This window comes from Ralstonia flaminis (assembly GCF_958415495.1).
GTDB classification, from domain to species: Bacteria; Pseudomonadota; Gammaproteobacteria; order Burkholderiales; family Burkholderiaceae; genus Ralstonia; species Ralstonia flaminis.
Genome location: NZ_CATZLL010000001.1, coordinates 1 through 17281 on the forward strand (window position 1 = coordinate 1; position 17281 = coordinate 17281).

19 protein-coding genes are annotated in these 17281 nt (G+C 61.5%); 11 read left to right on the forward strand and 8 right to left on the reverse strand.

Going from position 1 to position 17281, the window contains the following annotated elements; genetic code table 11:
- Together R2N11_RS00005 and R2N11_RS00010 are read left to right on the forward strand one after the other, a co-directional pair.
- Nucleotides 1-797: VgrG-related protein (locus R2N11_RS00005; RefSeq protein ID WP_488281384.1), on the forward strand; the 797-nt coding region annotated here is incomplete at its 5' end.
- A complete protein-coding gene (locus R2N11_RS00010) occupies nucleotides 781-1410 on the forward strand; it encodes a hypothetical protein (RefSeq protein ID WP_316679710.1) in 630 nt (209 codons plus the stop codon). The genes R2N11_RS00005 and R2N11_RS00010, both read left to right, overlap by 17 nt.
- A gap of 53 nt (nucleotides 1411-1463) precedes the next feature.
- Here R2N11_RS00010 and R2N11_RS00015 read toward each other — a convergent pair whose 3' ends face one another.
- Nucleotides 1464-3779 (reverse strand): AAA family ATPase, encoded by a 2316-nt coding sequence (locus R2N11_RS00015; RefSeq protein ID WP_199030244.1) that lies wholly within the window; start codon nucleotides 3777-3779, stop codon nucleotides 1464-1466.
- A 544-nt stretch (nucleotides 3780-4323) separates the two neighbouring features.
- Here R2N11_RS00015 and R2N11_RS00020 point away from each other — a divergent pair.
- From R2N11_RS00020 to hemP, 5 genes are all read left to right on the forward strand, one after another.
- A complete protein-coding gene (locus R2N11_RS00020) occupies nucleotides 4324-4980 on the forward strand; it encodes an energy transducer TonB (RefSeq protein WP_199030245.1) in 657 nt (218 codons plus the stop codon).
- A gap of 45 nt (nucleotides 4981-5025) precedes the next feature.
- The gene (locus R2N11_RS00025; protein WP_316679711.1) at nucleotides 5026-5754 is read left to right on the forward strand and encodes a MotA/TolQ/ExbB proton channel family protein; all 729 of its coding nucleotides are present in this window, start codon (nucleotides 5026-5028) and stop codon (nucleotides 5752-5754) included.
- Between the two features lie 23 nt (nucleotides 5755-5777).
- Nucleotides 5778-6191 carry an ExbD/TolR family protein gene (locus R2N11_RS00030; RefSeq protein WP_199030247.1) on the forward strand — a complete coding sequence of 138 codons (414 nt, stop codon included), beginning with the start codon at nucleotides 5778-5780 and terminating at the stop codon, nucleotides 6189-6191.
- A 140-nt stretch (nucleotides 6192-6331) separates the two neighbouring features.
- The gene (locus tag R2N11_RS00035; RefSeq protein WP_316679712.1) at nucleotides 6332-8347 is read left to right on the forward strand and encodes a BCCT family transporter; all 2016 of its coding nucleotides are present in this window, start codon (nucleotides 6332-6334) and stop codon (nucleotides 8345-8347) included.
- Nucleotides 8348-8516: 169 nt separating this feature from the next.
- Nucleotides 8517-8792 carry a hemin uptake protein HemP gene (hemP, locus tag R2N11_RS00040; protein WP_316679713.1) on the forward strand — a complete coding sequence of 92 codons (276 nt, stop codon included), beginning with the start codon at nucleotides 8517-8519 and terminating at the stop codon, nucleotides 8790-8792.
- Between the two features lie 224 nt (nucleotides 8793-9016).
- On the opposite strand, the gene R2N11_RS00045 is transcribed toward hemP, so the two are convergent.
- From R2N11_RS00045 to R2N11_RS00060, 4 genes are all read right to left on the reverse strand, one after another.
- Entirely contained in the window at nucleotides 9017-9430 is a 414-nt protein-coding gene (locus tag R2N11_RS00045) for a GlcG/HbpS family heme-binding protein (protein ID WP_199030250.1), read from the reverse strand.
- A gap of 387 nt (nucleotides 9431-9817) precedes the next feature.
- Nucleotides 9818-10144 carry a hypothetical protein gene (locus R2N11_RS00050; protein WP_316679714.1) on the reverse strand — a complete coding sequence of 109 codons (327 nt, stop codon included), beginning with the start codon at nucleotides 10142-10144 and terminating at the stop codon, nucleotides 9818-9820.
- Nucleotides 10145-10296: 152 nt separating this feature from the next.
- Nucleotides 10297-10536 (reverse strand): hypothetical protein, encoded by a 240-nt coding sequence (locus R2N11_RS00055; RefSeq protein WP_199030252.1) that lies wholly within the window; start codon nucleotides 10534-10536, stop codon nucleotides 10297-10299.
- A 263-nt stretch (nucleotides 10537-10799) separates the two neighbouring features.
- A complete protein-coding gene (locus R2N11_RS00060) occupies nucleotides 10800-11297 on the reverse strand; it encodes a phasin family protein (protein ID WP_316679715.1) in 498 nt (165 codons plus the stop codon).
- Between the two features lie 253 nt (nucleotides 11298-11550).
- On the opposite strand from R2N11_RS00060, the gene R2N11_RS00065 reads away from it, so the two are divergent.
- The 4 genes from R2N11_RS00065 to R2N11_RS00080 all read left to right on the forward strand — a co-directional run bounded on the left by R2N11_RS00065 (nucleotide 11551) and on the right by R2N11_RS00080 (nucleotide 14064).
- Nucleotides 11551-11733, forward strand: coding sequence for a CsbD family protein (locus R2N11_RS00065; protein ID WP_048932735.1), 183 nt, complete (start codon nucleotides 11551-11553; stop codon nucleotides 11731-11733).
- Between the two features lie 149 nt (nucleotides 11734-11882).
- Nucleotides 11883-12083 (forward strand): YMGG-like glycine zipper-containing protein, encoded by a 201-nt coding sequence (locus tag R2N11_RS00070; RefSeq protein WP_199030253.1) that lies wholly within the window; start codon nucleotides 11883-11885, stop codon nucleotides 12081-12083.
- Between the two features lie 156 nt (nucleotides 12084-12239).
- On the forward strand, nucleotides 12240-13202 hold the full coding sequence (gene nodI, locus R2N11_RS00075; protein WP_316679716.1) for a nodulation factor ABC transporter ATP-binding protein NodI: 963 nt from the start codon (nucleotides 12240-12242) through the stop codon (nucleotides 13200-13202).
- 40 nt (nucleotides 13203-13242) lie between these two features.
- Nucleotides 13243-14064 carry an ABC transporter permease gene (locus R2N11_RS00080; RefSeq protein ID WP_199030255.1) on the forward strand — a complete coding sequence of 274 codons (822 nt, stop codon included), beginning with the start codon at nucleotides 13243-13245 and terminating at the stop codon, nucleotides 14062-14064.
- A gap of 74 nt (nucleotides 14065-14138) precedes the next feature.
- On the opposite strand, the gene purF is transcribed toward R2N11_RS00080, so the two are convergent.
- The 3 genes from purF to R2N11_RS00095 form a co-directional block, all read right to left on the reverse strand.
- Nucleotides 14139-15674, reverse strand: coding sequence for an amidophosphoribosyltransferase (gene purF, locus R2N11_RS00085; protein ID WP_316679717.1), 1536 nt, complete (start codon nucleotides 15672-15674; stop codon nucleotides 14139-14141).
- Between the two features lie 97 nt (nucleotides 15675-15771).
- Complete coding sequence (locus R2N11_RS00090; RefSeq protein WP_316679718.1) at nucleotides 15772-16269, reverse strand: CvpA family protein; 498 nt, start codon at nucleotides 16267-16269, stop codon at nucleotides 15772-15774.
- Nucleotides 16270-16350: 81 nt separating this feature from the next.
- On the reverse strand, nucleotides 16351-17229 hold the full coding sequence (locus tag R2N11_RS00095; RefSeq protein WP_316679719.1) for an SPOR domain-containing protein: 879 nt from the start codon (nucleotides 17227-17229) through the stop codon (nucleotides 16351-16353).
- Between the last annotated feature and the right edge of the window lie 52 nt (nucleotides 17230-17281).

Below are 17281 nucleotides of genomic sequence, written 5' to 3' on the forward strand. Positions count from 1 at the left end.
GGATTGAGAGGCTTATGTGGTGGGAGGCGGTGAAGGCCAACCTGCCCAGCCTGCCGGACTCGGATGTATTTCATATTCATCCGGGGGCGTTGGTGGGGAATTTCCTTATCCCACGCTTTCGAAGAAGAAGGGACTACGACCTCGGGAAGCTATCAAGCCACTACGAAACGGGGGGCAAAGGCCCAATTACGGTCTCCGGTGGTCAGGGCGACCCCGGCGGAGTCTCCTATGGGTCATATCAAATGACTAGCAAAACACGGCTACCAAATGGGACATTCGTCATTGGCGGCACCGTGCTCAAATTTATTTCAACATCAGACTTCCCTTGGAAAGATGATTTCATTGGACTAACTCCTGGCACCACTGCTTTTTCACAGAAGTGGAAAAGCATTGTGACGCAAAATACAGAAGAATTCTCAAGAATCGAACATGAATACATTCGAAGAACACATTTCGACGTTTTGGTTACGAAAATATTACAAAACACCCAAGTTGACATTAGATATCACTCGCACGCCATAAACGACGTTACATGGTCCACATCCGTTCATCATGGACCAACGACCGACGTTATAATTAAATCAATTCAATCATTAAACATCACCCCAAGCGAAACAAAAGAATATGACAGACTCCTCATTGAGGCGATTTACAAAGAAAGAGGAAAGAAAAACCCAGAAGGCAAGTTGATTCGCTTCATCAACTCAACAACAGCCATTCAGAACGGAATATCTCAAAGATTTCTCTCAGAAAGCGAAAAAGCACTCAAAGAACTTGACAATGAAAAAGATTATTAACATACTAACGATCACCGCCCTAATCATCAGCGCACCAATTCTGGCGGCAGATCATATAAAAGCATACAAAGGAAATCACGGGATAGCGCTAATGATCGAATCCAATGATCATAGAACTTTCATTATCTTTGGCGGAGCGATACCAAACGGCAGCGCCACAGCCGCCGGCTGTCTTGCAAAAATAAACCTAACAAAACACGAAACACCGAATTATTTTGAAGGAAACCTATCCCCGACAAACAACAAAATATCCAACACAGATGAATCAGATATCGAAAGCAAGTTAGGCGGACTATACATTCTCAAAAACAAAATCCAGGTCGGAGGCATCGATACATCAGGAATTTGCGCAGACGGCATTGATTTTCACGGAAACTACAACGAACTCAAGACAGAAGACAAGCAATACACCAATACATTTACTTATTTTCTCGATTTAATCAACCAAGACGTTATAAATTCAGCCAAAGAACAAAGAAAGAGCAAGGCAATTCAAGAACTCGAACCATTCATCCTGAACAAACCGAAAAATTGCAACGACGATGCGCAATGCAAAGAAATTTTTGGGTCGGCGAAGAGGAACTACATGGAATTGATCAATTCCCAGAAATAACGCGCCCCACCTCGAACCCAAAGCCCGGCACTCAGACGCGCGAGCTCCGCGAGTCAACGCGGCACAAACCCAATCGACCGACGCTCCCGCAACTCCGGCTTGATGGAATGCTCTTGCCGCAGCTGCGCGAGAAACGCCTCCGGCTCCAGCGCCTCGCCCAACAGTAGCGACTGCTGCTTGACCACCGCAAAATCCCCCGGCGTGAGCATATCGAGCGAGGCCAGAATCTCGCGCCACACCGGCTTGAGCGCATCCGCATTGCCACCCAGCGCCTCGGCAATGAACATCTGCTCGCGCTGTGCCCGCATCAGCGGCCTGAAGCGGATCTTGAACGCAAAGCGCCGCAGCGCCGCCTCATCCAACCGATCGAACAAGTTGGTCGTGCAAATGAAGATGCCGTCAAAGCGCTCCATGCCCTGCAGCATCTCGTTGACTTCTGACACCTCGTAGTTGCGCACAGCAGCCTGGCGGCTCTGCATGAAGCTGTCGGCTTCGTCGAGCAACAGGAGCGCACGCTCTTCTTCGGCGCGCGAGAACATGGCGGCAATCTGCTGCTCTGTCTCGCCCACGTACTTGCTCATCAGGTCTGACGCACGACGGATCATCAGTGGCACGTCGAGCTGGCTAGCGATGTGCTCGGCCAGTACGGTCTTGCCCGTGCCCGGCGGCCCGAAGAAACACAGCGTGCCGCGCTTACGTGCGCGCAGCGCTTCGATCACGCGCTCCACGGGAAACCGTGTCTCCAGGTTCAGATAGTCGAGCTTGTATTCGGTCACGACACGGTGCGCCGGCACTTCGGGGCGCAAGCCCATGGCCTGATCCGCATGATCGAGCTGGCGCACGATCAACGATTCCGCCGACTCCTCCATCGTCGGCTGCGTCAGACGTGCGAAGCGCGCCGCGGAATCGATCTGCGCAGGCGTGAGTGTCTTGCGCGCGGCCAGCTTGGCCATGAAGGCATCCGACACCTCCAGCCCTTCCAGGTGCTTGCGGATGATGCTCTCGCGCACCGTGGGCGGCGGCACCTTCAGTTCCAGATGGAACTGGAAGCGGCGCAAGTACGCCGGGTCAATCTGCCGAATCGAGTTCGACACCCAGATCACTGGCACCGGGTTCTGCTCCAGTGTCTGGTTGACCCACGCCTTGCCGTTGACGGAGCCGCGCGGCTCTTCATGCCCGAACAGGCTCATCAGCTCGCGCGTCGGGCCGGGGAACACGTCTTCCACTTCGTCAAACAACAGCACAGCGCCAGGCCGCCCCCGCAGGAAGGCCTGCGAGACCTGCAACGAGCGGTAGCGGTCTTTGCCGGAGAGGCTGTTGCCATCTTTGTCGAGGCAATCCACCTCATACAACTCGCAGCCGGCATCGCGCGCCAGCACGCGCGCCAGTTCGGTCTTACCGGTGCCAGGCGCACCGTACAGCAAGATGTTCACGCCCACAGCACGCGTCTGCGAAGCGTTCTCCAGCAAGGCGCTCAGGTAACGGGCATCGGTCTCGACGTGTGGATAGTCGGTTTGCGCCAGCGTGGTCGGCGGCGCGGGGCGCGTGAAGACGGCCATCATCTCCGCCTCGCTCGCGTAATCACCCAGCAGCACATGCAGCAGACGATCGGAGATGCGCATCAAGTCGCCCAGATCGGTCACGCTGTTCTCGGGCAACGGCGGCTCGATCAGGCCAAGTGTTTCCAGCCGCGAACCAGGGCGCAGGGAGCCAGCCACTTCGGCGATGCTCGCGCCTGCCAAACCCGCCAGCAACTGGAAGGCCTCCTGGCTGTGAGCGACCTTGCAATCGACCATCACCGCCCGCAGGTCACGCTTGTACTTCACCAGCGACGCGAACAACAGCAACGCACGCTCATGCGGCGGCAGGCCCAGCACGCGCGCCAGCATGTCGATGTTGCCGACCAGCAGCACGCGCTCGCTGGATAGTCGTTCACCCAGTGCATCGCATGAAGCACCAAACACGGTGAACATGTCCTTGGCGTGATGCTTGACGTACTCGTCGAGGTAGTAGAACAGCGAGCTTTCATCAAAAGCGCTGCTCCACTGGCCATGGCGGTCCATGAAGGTAGGCAGATCCAGCTTGCCGACGGCGCGCCAGCCCGGCATATCAGCACAACGCGCTGCCAGGAAGCGCTGCAAGCGCTGGATGACCGTCACGGGCCAGATCAGCTCCGGGGCGCAGACCGTGAGGATGTCATTGATGTTGGTGCGCAGATTGAAGCGCAGACCCATCGCGCACACGGTACGCAGCGCAAATTGCGCGCACATGGAGTCCAGTGACGACAACAGCGACTGAGGCTGCCTGCCGCCCGTGGGGACGAACGTACCATCGTCGGCGTCGTCCAGGCTGAGGTTGGCTTCATCCATGGTCGCCCCCTATTCACCGCTTCCCCGTTCACGGTTGGCCGGCCGGTCACCGTGTTTGAATGCTTTTTATCCTAGCGTGTTTGCGCTCACTGCGTACCCGGGTCGACCCCCAATGGCCGCAAGTTGCGGGCCCGCAGAGCCCATGGGACCAAAGCGCCTGGGCAGGCAGTTCTCCGCTATCCGTCATCTGGATGTGCAGCCCACCCCACGAAAGACGCGGAAGGAAGTATGGGATTCCTCGCAAATAGGAATCATTATCGTTTATACTTTTTCCTATCGCTGCAATAGGCTGAAACAAAGTCGCACCCCGACTGTCGCAACACTGTTGCATGTTGCGGGCCTAAAATACCTGTCATGCCGTCGGCGACCCCGCCGGCACCAACGCTAGGCACCATGGAACTGCTCCTGAGTCTGCTCATCAGCATCGGGGTTTCGCTGATCGTCTTCGGCAAGCGCTGAAGCCGAGCCTTGTTGAACGGTTGCCCTCCCAACACCCATTGCCGCGCTCCGCCCTACTTTTTCCGCTCTCGATTCCCGGTCGTTGATGATTCACCCTCGTACTCTCAAGATTCTGGTGGTCGTGCTGTTGCTGCACGCGGGCGTGCTGATGCTGATTCAGCTTGGCCTGATCCAGTCGCCACTGAGCAAGGAGGAGCCGCCTGAGCTGCAGGTCAACCTCATCCCCGCCACGCCGCAACCCATCAAGCAGCCGGAGCCGCCCAAGCAGCAGCCGGTCAAGCAGGAGGCGCCCAAGCAGGTGAACATCGTCAAGCCGGTGGCGCAACCCAAGCCAACACCGATGCCGACGCCCAACCTGCCACCGTCAGACAACGCGCCCGTAGCACCAGCCACGCCGCCTGCGCCGCCGGCTCCACCCGCTGAACCTGCGCCCGCGCCTGCTGCCGCACCCAGCGGCCCGATCAGCGTCGGGATCAACGACATCCAGTGCAGCGATCCGCAGCCGGTGTATCCGTCGATGTCGCAAAAGATGGGCGAGGAAGGCCGTGCTATGGTCAAACTCTCCATCGGCACGGCGGGTGAAGTCACCAATGTGGCGCTCACGTCGTCTTCCGGTTCACCGCGTCTGGACCGCGCGGCCACCGAGGCTGCCCGCTCCATCAAGTGCACCCCGTACAAGCAAAACGGCCATGCCGTGCCCGTCGTGGCAAGCAAGCCGTATGTCTTCAAGCTCGATAATTAATCCATTCCGACTCTCGCTTCATCAGGACAACTCAGGAAACCCATCATGCAGGAACTCGGTCTTTCCCATCTCTGGACACAAGGCGATATCGTCGCGCGCGGCACGGCCATTCTGCTGCTGATCATGTCGCTCGCCTCGTGGATCGTCATCCTCACCAAGGCGTGGGACATCGTGCGCCTCAAGTCGATGGCGCAAGGCGCTGAAAAGCGCTTCTGGCACTCCGACGACTTCGATCATGCCATGCAGACGCTCGGCAGCCCCAAGGACAATCCGTTCTACGCACTCGCGCAAACCGGCCGTGAAGCCGCGCAGCACCATCGCGCCAGCCAGCCGCAACTGCATGATGTGATGGACATCTCCGACTGGCTCACGCGCTCGCTCAAGAGCGCGATCGACGAGTCGGTCGGCCAGATGCAATCGGGCCTGGCCGTGCTGGCCTCGGTGGGTTCGACGGCACCGTTCGTCGGCCTGTTCGGTACGGTATGGGGCATCTATCACGCCCTGCTGGGTATCGGCGCATCGGGCGTGCCGACCATCGACAAGGTAGCCGGCCCCGTGGGCGAATCGCTCATCATGACGGCCTTCGGTCTGGCTGTGGCCATTCCGGCAGTGCTGGGCTACAACGCGCTTACGCGTGGCAACAAGTCCATCATCGCCAAGCTCAACCGCTTCGCGCATGACCTGCACGCCTACTTCGTGACCGGCGCGCGCCTGCGTCCGGGCACCTCGCGTGACGATGCCAGCGTCCGCCTGGCCGCGGTCAAGCAGCAATAATTCAGCCGAATCAGGGAGCCCCCATGGCCTTCGGTACCTTCGACAACGATGACGAGGTGATGAACGAGATCAACATGACGCCGCTGGTCGACGTCATGCTGGTGCTGCTCATCATCTTCATCATCACCATTCCCGTGATCAACCACGCGGTGAAGATCGATCTGCCACGCGCATCGAACAAACCCGACGACGCCAAGCCGCAAAGCGTGAATGTCGAGATTGACGCGCAGGGTCAGGCGTTCTGGAACAACCAGCCGGTGGATGAAGCCACGCTGCAAGCCAACATTGCCCAGGCCGCGCAACAGCAACCGCAGCCGGAGATGCACCTGCGTGCCGATCGCAACGTCCGCTACGAGCGCGTCGCTCAGGTGATGGCGGCCATCCAGCGCGGAGGCCTGGCGCGCATCGGCTTCGTGACAGAGCCTGAGCGCAACTAGGACAGTTGACGCAACATCCGCTACATCGCCTCGAACCCCCGTCCTTGCACGGGGGTTTGTCATTTCTGGCACCCTCCATTTGCATTGGAGCGGCGCTGGCGGTACTTTTGCGGCCATCCCCGCAATCAGAAGGATCCTACATGGCCAGTTCTCCCGCCCCTTCCGACATCGCGCCGCCGCGCACCACCCTCGTTCCACAGGTCGTTGTGCCATCGCTGGTCGTGCTGGTCCTGCTGCTCGTGCTGTGCACCGTACAGCCCGAGCTGGCTGACCGCGCGTTCGGCATCGCACAACGCTGGGTCACGGGGCACTTCGACTGGTTCTACATGCTGGCGGTCACGGGCTTCCTCGTGTTTCTGATCGTCGTGGCGGCCAGCCGCTTCGGCGACATCCGCCTGGGCCCCGATGAGGCCGAACCGGAGTTCAGCTTCGTCTCCTGGACGGCGATGCTCTTCGCGGCCGGCATGGGCATCGGGCTGATGTACTTCGGCGTGGGCGAGCCGATGCAGCACTACCTGCAACCGCCGACCGTCGCACCGCAAACCGCCCTTGCCGCGCGCGAAGCGATGCTCTCCACCTTCTTCCACTGGGGCCTGCACGCATGGGCCATCTACGGTGTGATGGGCCTGGCGCTGGCGTACTTCGCTTTCCGCTACAACCTGCCGCTCACCATGCGCTCGGGCCTGTATCCGATCCTGCGTGAGCGCATCAACGGTGTGCTGGGCCACGGGGTGGATGCCTTCGCCCTGATCGGCACGATTGCCGGCATTGCAACCACGCTCGGCTACGGCGTGCTGCAACTCGGCGCGGGCCTGCATCAGGTGGCGGGCTGGCAAACCGATTCCGACACCTTCCGCGTGGGCCTCATTTGCGTGGTGGTGGTACTGGCCGGTGCGTCGGCCGCATCGGGGCTCGGCAACGGCGTGCGCCGGCTCTCGGAGCTGAACCTGACGCTGGCCTTCCTGCTGCTGGCCTTCGTCATCATCGCTGGCCCCACCGTCTTCCTGCTGCGGGCCTTTAGCGAGAACGTCGGCAACTACCTGTCGAACCTGGTCAACCTGTCCTTCCGCACCTTTGCCTACACGCCTCCCAACTCGTCCGGCTGGTTCAGCGGCTGGACGATTCTCTACTGGGCATGGTGGGTATCGTGGTCGCCGTTCGTCGGCATGTTCATTGCGCGCATCTCGCGCGGGCGCACGGTGCGGCAATTCGTGATCGGCGTGCTGATCGTGCCGACCGCGTTCAACCTGCTGTGGATGACCGCCTTCGGCAACAGCGCCATCTGGCTCGACACACATCAGGCGGCCGGCGACCTCGCTCGCACCGCTGGCAATGTCGATGCCCTGCTCTTCCACTTCTTCGATTACTTTCCCGGCACTACGGCACTGTCGTGGTTGGCCATCGTGCTGATCGCCGTGTTCTTCGTGACCTCGGCCGATTCCGGCGCGTTCGTGATCGACACGATTGCTTCGCGCGGCGCAGAGCGCTCACCCGTATGGCAGCGACTGTTCTGGGCGGTGGTGCTCGGGGCGACCGCCGCCATCCTGATGTTGGCGGGCGGCCTCAAGGCCTTGCAAGCGATGACACTGGTCGCAGCCCTGCCGGTGGCGATCATCATGGCGCTGCTCTGTTACGGCCTGTGGCGCGGCATGTCGGCTGACCGCGCGCACTACTCGCGCGAACTGGCCCCCGCCACATCCTTCTGGAGCGGTCAGCGCTGGCGCCAGCGTCTTGCGCAGATGGTGAACCCATCCACCGACGCCGATGTGCGCACGTTCCTCGCCAAGCAAGTGCTGCCGGCCATGAACGATGTGGTGAAAGAACTGAGCCGGCGCGGCATCGAGGCGCACGTGCTTGAAGCCGAAGACAGCGTGCGCCTGGTCATTCCCGACCCGTCGGACCGCGATTTCGTCTACGGCGTGCGCAGCGCGAGCAAGGCGCTTCCCGTCGCGACGCCAAGCCAGGCAGCGGCCCCCGACCACGCACTCACCCACGAGCCCGTCACCTTCTTCGAAGACGGTCGCGAGGGCTACGACATCGAGTACCTGCGCGGTGAAGAGATCATCGCCGACATCCTGCGCCACTACGAGCGCTACCGCGTCCAACGCACAGACGAGCGCACGACCCTCCTGCGCGAAGCGCCAGGACATACCTGATCCGACACACAACCGGGCCGTGCGCCCGGTTTCTTTTTTAAGGGCTGGCGGGCAGCCATCAGCACATCCTCAGATGCCGCTTGTAATGATAACGATTCTCATTTAGACTGCCTGGCATTCGCTGGAACCCTTGCCAGCCAACGCTTTTCCGCCAGCCAGGACCTTCACCATGAATGCTGCCGAACACCAAGATGCAGGACGCACCGTGACCCGTCGTCGCCACGTCATCGTGGCCCGTCAGCGCCCGGCGAGCCTCAATGCCGCACCGGCCACCGCGCCTGCAGCAGCACCAGCCGTAGAAGCCACCACCGCGACTATCGGTGATACGCGGATCATGACCTCCGAACAATTGTTTGCTGGCCAGGGCGCTGTCGCCATCCGCCACAACGGGGCGATCTACACGCTGCGCGTGACACGCTTCGGCAAGCTGATCCTGACCAAGTAACACGCAACACGTACCGACTTTTGTGGGGACGTCTCTCTCAGGAGACATTCGGCACTAGCCAGCCATCGTCATTTCGCGTTGGCAGACATCAGACCCGTCTGCCGGACGACCGCCAGCCAAGCCGTTCTTTCCCGCCGGCGCCCATCCGGGCGAGCACGCAAAGCAAAAGGGCGCGACCTGCGCCGCGCCCCTCTCCTTCGATTCGCGTCTTCGCGATCGGCAACTCAGCAGATCACGTGCACCGCGGCAATGCCCGCCTTGGCGATCTGCACGTCTTCCGACGACTTCACGCCCGACACACCGACAGCACCCGCGCATACGCCTTCCACCAGCACGGGCACACCGCCTTCGAGCATGCCTTGCAGATGCGGCGCCGACAGGAACGAGATGCGGCCGTTGTTGATGATGTCTTCGTAGACCTTCGATTCACGGCGGCCCAGTGCAGCCGTACGAGCCTTCTCCGGTGCGATGTACGACGAGATGGTCGCGCAGCCGTCCATACGGCGCAGGCCCATCAGGTGGCCGCCATCGTCAACCACGGCAATCGTCACGGCCCACTGGTGCGCGCGTGCTTCCTTCTCGGCGGCATCCAGGATCTTGGTGACATCGTCCTGGCACAGGCAGGGCTTGGTTTTCATGACTCGTTCTCCTTGGTTGTGTTGAAGCAAGTGCGCGAAGGCTGCGTCGAGCGCGCATAGGGCGAAAGTATGCCACTGGCCTGCGTCGCTGCTACAGCGCAATCCTGACTACCTGACGCAAATGAGCCGATACATCTAGTGCCTCCAGTATCGTCGCGTATGCGCCGCGCGCCAGTTCTTCGTGCCGACCTTAGCATGCGCTGCACACACGGAAGATGTGCAAAGAAAAAGCCCGGGAATAGCCCGGGCTTGATGTTGCGATGCGACAGAAGATCCCACCATCTCATTACGGTTCATGATTGCCATAGAGGCACGCGTGAACGGATCCATTGCGCATGCGCAAAGAAAAAGGCTCCCGAAGGAGCCTTCCTCTATCCCGCAGCCTCATTAACGCCAACGCCCCCAGTGACGGCCGTCATACCACCGATAACGCGGCCCCCAACGGTACCAACCTGACACACCGACCACAACTGCCGGAGGCGGGCCATAGTATGCGGGTGCAGGAGCGTAGTACACCGGCCCGGGAGGCGGCGCGTAGTAACCCGGCGGCGGAGGCGGCGGCGGATAATAAACCGGAGCGGGTGCGACATACACCGGTGCCACCGGCACACCAATCCCAATGCCGACGCTTACGTGCGCCGACGCCATCTGCGGCACTGCCAGCACAGCCAGTGCGGCCGCGCCTGCAATCAACAGCCCATTACGTCGATCCATTGTCTTCACCTGCTGCTTAAGGCACCGGGTAGAACCGCACCAGCGCCGATTACGGTATCTGTATTGTATTCAGGGCCTTAGACACAGGTGATACGGTGCTAACGATTTGGTAACAGAACGTAACGCCACATGGCTGCGGTAATCCGCGCGACTCAGTTCCACGCAGGGCTGCAGTCGAACTGCCCCGCGGCGATCATTGCTTCTGCATAGGCCCGCGCGGCTTCAAGTGCAGTGCCTGCATTCGAATAGGTATTGACCGACTCGCGCACAGTGGTACGCGGCAACAGGATTTCTCCGTCGCTCACGCGCAGGATGCTGACTTCTGCGCGCCAGGCGTTGGGGGAAATTTCATAGGCGGAGACTTCGATCTTGCAATCGCCTCGGAAGGTCATACGTCCTCCGGTTCGCGTTGAGTTATCGGGTCGCGCGCATCAATGCACGAACAACCACATCAGCAGCAACACGAACGCGGGAAGGCCCAGGAACCATGCAACCAGGTAGGGCACAACCACCTCCTTCATGTTGATGGACATGTAGGAAGTGTAGAGATCGGCGCTTGGCGCGCGTATCGAAGCCTGCCCGCAACGCCCTGTAGGACTGCGCCGAAATCCATGTCGGCCCACTGCCGACGAACCTCCCCCGTATGGAGGAGCACTCAATGTGCGGTATCGCGCTTGTCGACAACGCCACTTGCTTCGGATACAGCCACCTCTGCCGCTTCTGCGGCAGCGACCTCCAGCCCGACAGATGCCTTGAGAAACTTCACGGCCGCCTCAGCGCCCGGCGGCGCAGCGTCGGCCAAGTTTTCTGCGACGAAGCCCCATTGACGACGCACCTCATCACCATGACGCTGCAGCGCGCGAGTGATGCCGTTCTGCGTCTGCACACCGATCTCGATGAAGTTGCATGTGTAGCCGGAAACACGCTCTCCGGCGGGTTGCAGAAACCGCGCCTGCGCACCGAACCACTGCCCGGCATCCTGCGCACCTGCCGCCTGGTGCAGACACTGTTCCGTCTCTCCAAAACCGGCCTTGAGCGCCTGGAGATTGAGCCCAATCAGGCGGTTGACGCCGTCAACCGCTTCTTCCGTAACGGCCAGCCACGCCTCGATTTGCGATCGGTGCAGGATGCCGAGTTGCTCCAGAGTCATCATGTCGCTTTCTCCCTTGGGGATCGTGAGAATGGTGGATGAATGGATCCGGCGCGTGCCGATATGGCCGGGCGTTTCAGTGTAGCCATCGTGCAAGCCTATTTCTGTGACATCCCCGTTTGTCCTACAGGTCTTTCGGACAACGTCACCTGGGCACGAAAACCACACGCTGTAAGCTGCAACGGTGGCATCGCGCCACTCGTCAATGCCGGTGGGCGACCCCCTGCACCGGCCGACCAACAGAGGGATCGACACCATGAATAAAGACCAAGTGAAGGGCCGTCTGCAAGAAGCGAAAGGCAAGATCAAGGAAGTGGCCGGCAAGGTGACCGGCGATGAAAAGACGCAGGTCAAGGGCAATATCGAAAAGAACATCGGCAAGGCACGCGCCACCATGGGCGATGTTCGTGAAGATGTGAAGAAGACGCTGGACCGTTAGCAACGCGCAAGAATGGGGCGGAACTTCCGCGCCAGCATCCGCGTTCAATGTGTGGGAATCGGCTGACACGGTTTTCAGGCATCGGCCCCTGCACATCATGGCCTGCACGGCCTTTAATGCAGGCATACGAACGATAAAAGGAGTGTGCTATGCGTGCCTTCGTATCCTTGTTACTGGCGGCCGCGTTGGCATCCGTCAGCGGATGCGCGGACATGACGCCCAAGCAGCGCAATACCGCGTTGGGCGCGGCCGCAGGTGGTGTCGCCGGGGCGGCCATCTGGGGCGGCCCGGGCGCAACGCTGGGTGGCGCGGCGCTGGGTGGCGTGATCGGTAACGCCGCCACCAGGTAATCCGCCACATTCGCAGCGGTCGTGCGCTGCAAGGCAGGGGCCAGACAGTGTTGTCTGGCCCTTTTTGCTGCCTGAGCGCAACCAGACCATCGCGCATTCCCCTCATACGCATATGCCTACGCAAGCGCATAATCAGCGTTTTGCAACGGAGGCGATGTGCGATACGAGCAACAGGGCTTTAGCGTGAGCAGCACACCGATCCTGAGCGTCGAAGGCTTGCGCAAGCGCTATGGCGATCAAACCGTCGTCGACAACCTGAGCTTTTCCGTACGGCGCGGCCAGTGCTTTGGCTTGCTGGGGCCCAACGGTGCCGGCAAGACCACCACGCTGCGCATGCTGCTCGGCATGACGATGCCCGATGCGGGTGCGCTTCAACTGTGCGGTGAGGCGGTTCCCGAATTTGCGCACCGTGCACGCATGCGCGTAGGTGTGGTGCCGCAGTTCGACAACCTCGACCCCGATTTCACCGTCTCGGAAAACCTGCGCATCTTCGGGCGCTACTTCGGCTTGTCCTCCGCGGCCATCCGCGAGCGCATCCCTGCCCTGCTGGAATTCGCGCGGCTCGAACAGAAGGCCGATGCACCGGTACGCGCGCTTTCCGGCGGCATGAAGCGCCGGCTGACCGTGGCACGCGCACTCATCAACGACCCAGACATCCTCGTGATGGATGAGCCCACGACCGGGCTCGATCCGCAAGCCCGCCACCTGATCTGGGAGCGCCTGCGTTCACTGCTGGCCGGTGGCAAGACCATCCTGCTGACCACGCACTTCATGGAAGAGGCCGAGCGCCTGTGCGATGAGCTGTGCGTGATCGACAACGGCCGCAAGATCGCGCAAGGCAAACCGCACGAACTCATCGCACGCGAGATCGGCTGCGATGTGGTGGAAGTCTACGGCGACGATCTCTCCGCCCTGCGCACGTTGCTCGAACCCCTTGCCGAGCGCGTGGAAACCAGCGGCGAAACCCTCTTCTGCTACGCACGCGATCCACAACCACTGGTAGCCGCCCTGCGCGCGCAGACCGAAACGCACACCATGCCTGGCCTGCGCTACCTGCACCGTCCCGCCAACCTTGAAGACGTGTTCCTGCGTCTGACGGGCCGCGAGATGCGTGATTGATGCGGCGTGACAAATGCGACGCGATTGAACGAGCCGACCCATGTCCAACGAAGCCACCCTGATCGCAGCCCCACGACAGGCGTATCCGCAATCGCTGCGGCCGCTCAATTTCCGGAACTGGCAGACCATCTGGCTGCGTAACTTCATGGTTTGGCGCAAGCTCGCCATCCCCTCGCTCGCCGGCAACCTGGCCGATCCGATGATCTACCTGTTCGGTCTCGGGCTCGGCCTGGGCCTGCTGGTCGGGCATATCGACGGAGTGTCGTACATCGCGTTCCTGGCCGCCGGCACGGTGGCTTCCAGCACGATGATGTCGGCGAGCTTCGAGGCGATGTACTCGGCGTTCTCGCGCATGCACGTGCAGCGTACGTGGGAGGCCATCCTTTATGCGCCGCTCACCCTGGGTGACGTGGTGCTCGGTGAGCTGATCTGGGCGGCCAGCAAGTCCGTGCTCTCGGGTCTGGCGATCATGCTGGTGGCGGGCGTTCTCGGCTATGCATCGATGCCGCAGGCGTTGCTCGCGTTGCCGGTCATCGTGCTCACGGGTTTTACGTTCGCCTGCCTGGCGATGAACATGACGGCGCTCGCGCCCAACTACGACTTCTTCATGTTCTATCAGACGCTGGTGATCACGCCGATGATGCTGCTCTCGGGCGTGTTCTTCCCGCTGTCGCAACTGCCGGCACCCGTGCGCGCGATCACGAACGTGCTGCCGCTGCCGCACGCGGTGGAGCTGATCCGCCCGTTGATGCTGGGCCGCACACCAGACAATGTTCTGCTGCACCTGGGTGTGCTGCTGCTCTATGCCGCTGTCGCGCTCGTGCTGTGCCTGTGGCTGCTGCGCCGTCGCATGCTCAAGTAACGCGGCCAACCAAGCGCCCAGCAAAAAGCCCGTCTTACGAAGACGGGCTTTTTGCTGGCGGCGACTGCAGTCGCTTACTCGTTCACAGCCGAGCGCTGCAGGTGCAGCTGCGTGCGCGGGTCATCGTTCTGCGCGTTGTCGCGATCTGCGCTGGCGGCCGAGTTGTTGCGCGCGGTCTCCAGACGATCGAGATACGCGTCGTCGATGTCGCCCGTCACGTACTTGCCGTCAAAGCACGACGCGTCAAAGTCCTTGAGCGCCGGGTTGACGTCGCGCACGGCACGCTTCATGTCTTCCACGTCCTGATACACAAGCTGGTCTGCACCGATGATCTTGGCGATCTCTTCGTGCGTGCGGCCATAGGCCACCAGTTCACCGCGCGTCGGCATGTCGATGCCGTACACGTTCGGGAACTTCACCGGCGGCGCCGCCGAAGCGAAGATCACCTTCTTCGCGCCCGCGTCACGCGCCATCTGCACGATCTCCGACGACGTCGTGCCGCGCACGATGGAGTCGTCGACGATCAGGACGTTCTTGCCCTTGAACTCGATCGCCATGGCGTTGAGCTTCTGGCGCACCGATTTCTTGCGCACCGCCTGGCCCGGCATGATGAAGGTGCGGCCCACGTAGCGGTTCTTGAAGAAGCCCTCGCGGTACGGCACGCCCAGGTGGTTGGCGACCTGCATGGCGGCCGGACGCGACGAATCCGGAATCGGCATCACCACGTCAATCTTGTCCGTCACCTCGCGCTTGATCTTCTCGGCCAGGTAATCGCCCATGCGCAGACGCGCGTCGTACACCGATACGCCATCCATGCGCGAGTCCGGACGCGCCAGGTACACGTATTCGAAAATGCACGGCGAGAGCACCGGGTTCTCGGCGCATTGCTTGGTGTGCAGCTTGCCTTCGAGGTCGATGAAGATGGCTTCGCCGGGCGCCACGTCGCGCTCGAACTTGAAGCCGATGCCTTCCAGCGCCACCGATTCGGAGGCGACCATGTACTCCGGGCCATCCGGCGTTTCCTGGCTGCCCAGCGCCAGCGGGCGGATGCCGAACGGATCGCGCACGGCCACCAGGCCATAGCCGGAGATCTCGGCCACGATGGCGTACGAGCCGCGCACGCGGCGGTGCAGGCCAGCCACAGCGGTGAAGATGGAATCCCGATCCAGCGGGATGTCGTTGCTGGCGCGCTGCAGTTCGTCAGCCAGCACGTTCAGCAGGACTTCAGAGTCCGACTGCGTGTTGATGTGACGGCGATCGCGTCGGAACATCTCTTCACGCAGCTGATCGGAGTTGGTCAGGTTGCCGTTGTGTGCCAGCACGATGCCGAACGGCGCGTTGACGTAGAACGGCTGGGCCTCTTCCTCGCTGGAAGAGCCAGCGGTCGGATAGCGCACCTGGCCGATGCCGCTCGTGCCCGGCAAGCCGCGCATGTTGCGCGTGCGGAACACGTCACGCACCATGCCATTGGCCTTGTGCATATGGAAGGTGTTGCCTGCCGCAGTGGCAATGCCAGCCGCGTCCTGCCCCCGGTGTTGCAGAAGCAGCAGGCTGTCATAGATCAGCTGATTGACGGGCGTGGCCGAAACCACCCCAACGATACCGCACATGTCGATCTCCAGCGAGAGCGTATTGGTGGCGCCCGCACCCGTTGCCGGCGCCGAAAAAGCTTCCCAGATCGTCTAGCTGGTGGCCAGACGCTCCAGATCAATAGTGAACATACTTCGCGACGTCAGGCGGCAACAGCGGCTTGGCAGCACGTGCCGCCTCCTCCGCATACGGCCGGCTGATCGCATCGCGCCAGAACGGTTGCTCGGGCAGGCTGGTAAAGCCAGCCACCGTCATCAGCACGAGGATGATCACACCACCACGTGCCAGCCCGAACACCATGCCCAGGCCGCGATCCGCGGGCTTGAGCCCAGCGCTTGCCAATGCCGCCGAGAGCAGCGCTCCCACCAGCGACGTCGCAATCACCGTCACGATAAACAGTAGGACGAAACCGAGAATGGTGCGCGCCACCGGTCCACCCGGCAGCGACTCTGGCATCCAGCCTGCGGCTACACCCGAAAACGTATACGCCACCCACGCGGCAAACAACCACCCAAGCAACGCCAGCACTTCGCGAATCAGCCCGCGAAACAACCCGATCAGCGCAGACGCGACGACGATGAACAGCACGCCATAGTCAAAGAAAGTCGGTTGCATCGGGCAGCGGCTTGGATTGACTTTGACTGAGGGTGGCGTGACAGGTCAGTGAATCTGGCGAGTGCACGTTGTCCAGCATCGTTATTGCTGAACAAGCTTGGGCGTCAGGCCGATCTGCTCGGCACGCTTCTGCGCAGCTTCCGCTGCGGCACGATCGCTGAACGGACCCGCACGCAGCAGCGCCAGATCGCCCTTCTCGGGCACCTTCTTGTGTTCGATGTAGCCGGGAATCTTCTCGGCCTTGAGCTTGCCCAGCCAGTTGCGCGCGCGGTCTTCGGACGCGAAGGCGCCAATCAGCAGGACGAACTTGTTGCCGCTGGCATCCGCACTGGACGCGGTGGCTTGTTGTGTGGGCTGAGCCGGTTTGGCAGCAGGCTTGGAGTCAGCGGGCGGCGTCAGGCTGGCAACCGTCTTGGGCGGGGTCGGCTTGGCCGACGGCGTGTTCTGTGCAGGCGCCGGAGCAGGTGCAGGCGTGCTGGGTGACGGCGCATCCGCAGAAGCAACCACCTCTTCGCCCTGATCCAACGCCTGCGGTTGATCCGCCGACGAGCCCGGTGCGCGCGGTGCAGAACGACGGCTCGCCACCTTGGGTTCATCGGTGGACGCCTTGGCGCCTCGGTCGATCGGTTGACCCTGAATCTGCACGGCCACCGCATCCGTCACGGGGCGCGGCTTGGCGTCGAACACCAGCGGCAACACCACCACAGCGGCGCCCACCAGCACCACCGCGCCGATCAATCGACGGCGGGCGCGCTGCTTTTGCGGAAGTTCGGGGTCGAGGCCATCGTCGTCATCGTCCGTGCGACGAGCGGCGCGGCTACGGGAATTCGACGACGCGCGGGACGAGGTGCGCGATTCGTGTACCGCATCGCGGGCCACATCGGCGGCACTGCCAGCGGCGCCGCGCGAGCGTTCGCCTTCAGCGTTCTTGCGGGAGGAGAAGATGGAAAACAGTCCCATGGATTGCGCTCGGTTTGGCTCTCAGACGATGCATGCGAGGGCAGCGCCGACG